Origin of the sequence: Trebonia sp. (assembly GCF_030042015.1) — a bacterium.
Taxonomy (GTDB): domain Bacteria; phylum Actinomycetota; class Actinomycetes; order Streptosporangiales; family Streptosporangiaceae; genus Trebonia.
In genome coordinates this window covers 1-3729 of record NZ_JASIAL010000120.1, presented here as the reverse complement: position 1 = coordinate 3729, position 3729 = coordinate 1, and the positions used below count along the sequence as shown (strand labels likewise).

Genomic DNA, 3729 nt, shown 5'->3' with positions numbered 1-3729 from the left:
CGGTGCGGCGGCGGCGCGGCGCTGGTCGGCCGCCAGCGCGGCGGACCGCGCGGCGAGCTGGGCTGCCTGCCGCTTGCGCAGCAGCAGCGCCACCTGGTCCGGCTCAAGCAGGCCGGGCAGCCCCAGGTAGTCCTGCTCTTCCGGCGAGCCCGGCTCCGTTGCGGTGCCGAACTCGCCGCCGTCGTACAGCACCCGGTCGAACGTCGCCGAGGCCGCCAGGGCCTCGAAGGCCTGGCCGTCGAGGTCGCCGTCCGGCGCGTCCCTGGTGCGGGCAGCCTCCGCGAGCTCCGCTGCTGAGTCACGCGGCAGCGCGGGTATCACGTGGTCGCGTTCGGCCTCGAGCTCGGCGGCGAAGCCGAGCAGCACCGGAACCGAGGGCAGGAACACCGAGGCAGTCTCCCCGCGCTGCCTGGCGCGCACGAACCGGCCCACCGCCTGGGCGAAGAACAAGGCCGTGGACACGCTGGCCGCGAACACGCCGACCGCGAGCCGCGGGACGTCCACTCCCTCGGACACCATCCGCACCGCGACCATCCAGCGGTCGGCCGAATCGGCGAAGGCGGAGATCTTCCTGCTCGCGCCCGGGTCGTCCGACAGCACGACGACGGGCCGCGACCCGCTGATCCGGCGCAGCAGCGCGGCGTACGCCCGCGCGGTCTCGTGGTCGCTGGCGATCACCAGCCCGCCCGCGTCGGGCATGGCCCGCCTGACCTCGGTGAGCCGCCGGTCGGCAGCCTCGAGCACGCGGTGGATCCACTCCCCCGCCGGGTCGAGCGCGGTCCGCCACGCCTGCGCCACCTGGTCGGCGGTCATGGGCGTGCCCAGCATGGCGGTCAGCTCGTCACCCGCCCTCGTCCGCCAGTGCATCCGGCCGGAGTAGGCGAGGAAGATCACCGGCCGCACCACCCCGTCCGCCAGCGCCGGACCGTACCCGTACACCCAGTCGGACGCGGACCGCCTGGCCCCAGGCGCCCCGTCCGGCTCGGGCACGTACCCGACGAAGGGGATGGGGTTCGCGTCGCTGCGGAACGGCGTCCCGGTCAGCGCGAGCCGCCGCCTGGCGGGCTCGAACGCCTCCCGTATCGCGTCACCCCAGGACAACGCGTCGCCCGCATGGTGGATCTCGTCGAAGATGACCAGCGTGCGCCGGCTGCGCGTGCGCCCCCCGTGCAGGGCGGGATGCGCGGCCACCTGCGCGTAGGTCACCGCCACCCCATGGAAGCCGGCGCCCGCCGGCCCTTGCGCGTTCCGGTACGCGGGGTCGATCGCGATCCCGAAGCGCGCCGCGGCGCGTGCCCACTGGTGCTTGAGGTGCTCGGTCGGCGTGACAACAGTGACGGCGGCGACCTCGCGCTGGGCGAGCAATCGCACGGCCACGGCGAGCGCGTACGTCGTCTTGCCCGCGCCAGGCGTCGCTACCAACAGGAAATCACGCCGCGCAGCGCCAAAATACTCTTCGTAAGCAGCTTTCTGCCAGCCACGGAGAAAAGAAAGGCCATTATCCAGAACGAGCCGTGGCGTCTCTTCCCTGACGCTCACTCCGCGCCGTTGTCGTCGCCTGGCGGCAGCGACTCGTAAATTTCCTTGCACTCCGGGCAGACGGGGAATTTCTGCGGGTCCCGGCTCGGTACCCAAACCTTGCCGCATAGCGCGCGGATGGGAGTGCCGAACACGGCGCTCTGCATCATCTCGTTCTTGTCGACGTAGTGCGCGAAGCGCTCGTGATCGCCATGCGAAGTATCGACCCGGACGTCCTCGTGGACGCGCACGTCGCTGTCTGGCATTACCTCGGTGCTCACGATCCCCTAGCTTACCGTCTCGCGGGCGGGGCGGGCGGGCCGGCGGGCCGGCGGGCCGGGCGTCAGTTGAGGCCCGGGTCGTCGGGATAGGTGGCCAGGAAGGCGAGGTCGCCTTCCTGGCGGCGCAGCACGGTGCGCCATAGCTGCTCCGGCTCGGCGGCGAACACGTCGCCTGGCTCGGCGCCCACGACGTACCAGGCACCCTCGTCGATCTCGGCTTGCAGCTGCCCGGGCGACCAGCCGGCGTAGCCCGCGTAGACGCGCAGCGACTGGATCGCGGGCGCGAGCAGCCGCGGCGGTGCGTCCAGGTCAAGCAGGCCGAGGCGGGCCAGTGCGGGGGCACCGTCGAGCGCCCGCCAGCCGAGCGGCTCATCCTTGCCGGGGACGAGGGCGAGGGCCAGCGCGCTGTTCGGCGCCACCGGGCCGCCCCGGAACACCACCGAGGGCCGCGTGGCCAGTTCCGTCCACTGTTCGAGCACCTGGCCCACGCCGACCTTTGTCGGCCGGTTCAGCACGACGCCGAGGGTCCCCTCCACGGCCTCGTGTTCCACGATGAGGACAACGGCGCGCCGGAAGTTCGGATCCCCGAGCAGCGGCGTCGCGACGAGCAGTCTGCCGGCCTTCGGATCCGAACCCATGTGGTCCATGTTAGCGGCGACGTCCAGGCCCCTGACCAGGCAAAACATAGCCAGGGGGCGTCGCGAGGAAAGTTACTGACGACACGGTAGCAGCTAGGGACCGTCGAACCACCCCGCCACACGGGAGACCAACCGTGCTCGACATCCCGCAAATCCCTCTCACCACTGACTGGGCCATGGCCTGGACCGGCTTCGAGCTTGTACCTGCGTGCACAAGGCCGTTCCCCGCGCACAATCCTAAGCCGCAAGTCCTATACGAGCATGCTTGCAAGGTGGTGCGCGATGTCAGCGTAGATGGCCGCGTGCTGATCGGTGCCGTGGTGCTGCGGGATCTGCCGGACGCGGGCGACTCGCTGATCCCAGGTGGACGCGGTCCAGATAATGTCCACGGTCTGGTGCGGCGTGGGCATGGCCGCGTTAGCGTTCGACGTCAATAAGGACCGGAACGCCGTCTGGCACGCCACTGCGGAGCCGCTCGTGCGCAGCTGCGACAAACCCGCGGTGTATGTCCAGGCCCCCGGCCCTCCGGCCCAGCCGCCGGGCGGCCACCGCGGTCGTACCGGATCCGGCGAACGGGTCCAGCACCGTTCCCTGCTCGGGGCAGCACGCCTTGATGAAGAACTCGGCCAGGCCCTCGGGCATCGCGGCGGTGTGGCCGCCCGCGCCGTAGTACTGGTTGTAGGTTTGCGGCACGGAGACAACGTTGCCAGGATCGGCCCCTCCGTGCAGGTATGTCGTCGTACGATCCCGGCCGAATCCCGCGCTGGTGTTGCGGCGGCCCAGCGTGTCGAGCTTGCGGCGCTCGATCTCTTCCGGCGTGGTCTTGTAGGGCACCCGGACCGCGCCGAGGTCGAAGTACGGCTTCGGTCCCTTGGCGAACGCGTAGACGTACTCGAAGCTGTCCTTGGTGCGGGGGCCGAACCTGCCGGGGACCGCGTTGGGCTTGTGCCAGACGTAGGTCTCAAGCCAGCGCCACCCCTGCTGCTGCAGGGCAAGCACGAGCTGGTAGACGTACGGGTGCCGCTGCCCGCGCAGCGGCCCGTCCTTCGCCACCCGGTTCTTGATGTTCAGCACGAGCCAGCCGGTCTCCGCGGTGGCTTCGAGCATGAGCTTGCCGTAGGGCAGGAACCAGTCCACGTAGCGGTCCGGGTGGATGCGGCTGTAGGCGCGGGCGTCGGCATACGGGGGGCTGGTGAACCACAGGTCGACTGACTCCGAGGGGAGCGCCGGGAGCCATTCTGCGCTGTCACCCCACGTCTGTCCCTCCCGCAGGAGGGTCTCCAGCGTCTCCG

At 70.7% G+C, this 3729-nt stretch carries 5 protein-coding genes; all 5 read right to left on the bottom strand.

Annotation, left to right across the window (positions count from 1 at the left end; translation table 11 throughout):
- Nucleotides 1-1539: DEAD/DEAH box helicase (locus Q1N79_RS06035; RefSeq protein ID WP_300605422.1), on the bottom strand; the 1539-nt coding region annotated here is incomplete at its 3' end.
- Nucleotides 1536-1799, bottom strand: coding sequence for a DUF3039 domain-containing protein (locus Q1N79_RS06030; RefSeq protein WP_300605420.1), 264 nt, complete (start codon nt 1797-1799; stop codon nt 1536-1538). The genes Q1N79_RS06030 and Q1N79_RS06035, both read right to left, overlap by 4 nt.
- A 62-nt stretch (nt 1800-1861) precedes the next feature.
- A complete protein-coding gene (locus Q1N79_RS06025) occupies nt 1862-2437 on the bottom strand; it encodes a YqgE/AlgH family protein (protein WP_300605418.1) in 576 nt (191 codons plus the stop codon).
- 251 nt (nt 2438-2688) lie between these two features.
- Nucleotides 2689-2847, bottom strand: coding sequence for a hypothetical protein (locus tag Q1N79_RS06020; RefSeq protein ID WP_300605416.1), 159 nt, complete (start codon nt 2845-2847; stop codon nt 2689-2691).
- A 7-nt stretch (nt 2848-2854) separates the two neighbouring features.
- The coding region (locus Q1N79_RS06015) for a site-specific DNA-methyltransferase (protein ID WP_300605414.1) at nt 2855-3729 on the bottom strand (875 nt) is incomplete at its 5' end.

What these genes read in the sequence shown, in the direction of transcription:
- Q1N79_RS06025 (WP_300605418.1), bottom strand. Translation starts at nt 2,437, where the DNA reads ATGGGTTCGGATCCGAAGGCCGGCAGACTGCTCGTCGCGACGCCGCTG.
- Q1N79_RS06020 (WP_300605416.1), bottom strand. Translation starts at nt 2,847, where the DNA reads ATGCCCACGCCGCACCAGACCGTGGACATTATCTGGACCGCGTCCACC.